This window comes from Mesorhizobium sp. SARCC-RB16n, assembly GCF_008520305.1.
GTDB lineage: Bacteria > Pseudomonadota > Alphaproteobacteria > Rhizobiales > Rhizobiaceae > Mesorhizobium.
In genome coordinates this window covers 1-1,130 of sequence record NZ_ML703325.1, presented here as the reverse complement: position 1 = coordinate 1,130, position 1,130 = coordinate 1, and the positions used below count along the sequence as shown (strand labels likewise).

General features: G+C 62.1%; 1 protein-coding gene. It reads left to right on the top strand.

The features are described 5' to 3' along the window. The coding region (locus tag C7I87_RS34850; RefSeq protein ID WP_210250688.1) for an IS110 family RNA-guided transposase at positions 1–890 on the top strand (890 nt) is incomplete at its 5' end. Positions 891–1,130 lie beyond the last annotated feature (240 nt).

Below are 1,130 nucleotides of genomic sequence, written 5' to 3'. Positions count from 1 at the left end.
TCGAGAGGATCGGCATGGAAACTGGCCCGTTAGCGGTCTGGCTGTGGAATGAACTTACGAAGCGGGGGCTGTCGATCGTGTGTCTCGATGCACGACACGCAAATGCTGCCCTCTCGATGATGCCGAACAAGACGGATCGCCATGATGCTGCCGGCCTGGCTCAGATCGTGCGCACAGGATGGTTCAAGGAAGTCCGCATCAAGAGTCACGGCGCCTACGTTGCTCGGGCGCTTCTGTCGGCACGTGATCTCCTGGTCGGCGTCCGCGGCAAGATCGAGAACGAGATACGAGGGCTATTGAAGACCTTCGGCGTCATGTTCGGGAAGAAGGTGGGTGGCTTTGCCCGCCGCGCCGAGGAGATCGTCTCCGGCGAGTTGGCGGCCGCGCCCGAGATCAAGGCAATCGTAGAGACGATGATGGAGGCCCGCAGATCCATCATTGAGCGGATCAAGGTTCTCGACGCGCGCGTCCGCGCTGCCGCGAAACAGAATGCCATGGCCCGCCTGTTCATGACGGCTCCCGGCGTTGGCGCCGTGATCGCGCTGTCGGTTGCCTCGACCTATGACGATGCTTCTCGCTTCCGTCGATCCTCCAGCGCTGGCGCCTATCTCGGTCTCACGCCCAGGCGCTATGAATCCGGGGAGGTCAGTCGAAACGGACGCGTCTCGAAGCGCGGTGACAAGCTCACGCGAACCCACCTATATGAAGCCGCCAATGTGATCCTCACGCGACAGGTTGGCTTCTCTTCTCTGAAGGCCTGGGGCCTGCGGATCGCCAAGGGCGCCGGCTTCAAGAAGGCAAAGATCGCGGTGGCGCGCAAACTCGCCGTCATCCTCCACGCAATGTGGAAGACGAAGGAGCCGTTCCGCTACGCGGCTGCTGCAGCCTGAGGAGGAGCCTCGCCGCCCTACACAAGCTCAGTTTCCCGAGATGCGTCCTGCCGGGACGCTGCGCGGATGAGGTCGCTCCCTGGCATGCGGTCCAACGGAACCGCGAACACCACTTCGACCCACCCGTTCCAACGCAAACATGCGGCGATCCTTGCGATCGACCCCGGAGAGAACCCTGAGCCCGGCACGCGCTACATCAATGACAAGGAAGGAGCGCATTGACAGAGGCGATTAGAGAAC